1 protein-coding gene is annotated in these 388 nt (G+C 47.7%); it reads right to left on the reverse strand.

What is annotated here, in order from left to right:
• Positions 1-388 (reverse strand): UPF0236 family transposase-like protein (locus KKC1_RS09085; RefSeq protein ID WP_192868160.1); only part of this gene is annotated, 388 nt, incomplete at both ends.

The raw sequence follows: 388 nt of genomic DNA on the forward strand, positions 1-388 counted from the left end.
AAACCTTAAATCCTGCCTCCCGTAATCGCTGGCGGTAGTCTCTTATGTACTCATGTTGATCAACCAAGGTTTCACGCAGTTGTTTCAGCCGTTCCCTTGCCTCAGGGTCTTTGGCTTTTTGACATGCTTCAGTCACCGTAATCAGTAACCGAGCCATGTCGTCTTTTGCTAAGGCTTTCTGGGCTTCACGAAGATGTTCTTTGTCCCCGCGTAGAGCTTCTGTTATAGTTCTCGATATGTGGAAGCGGTCAATCTGGTAAAATCCGTTTTTAAAGGCCTGGGCGCCTTCCCGTATCCACGATGCTTCGTCTCCGTTAATTACTACCGGGATTGAATCGATTTTTTCGTATCTGGCTGCTAGCAGGCCTCGTACGTATTCCCAGAATTC

The sequence above is a fragment of the Calderihabitans maritimus genome (assembly GCF_002207765.1).
In the GTDB taxonomy this organism is placed as follows: domain Bacteria; phylum Bacillota; class KKC1; order Calderihabitantales; family Calderihabitantaceae; genus Calderihabitans; species Calderihabitans maritimus.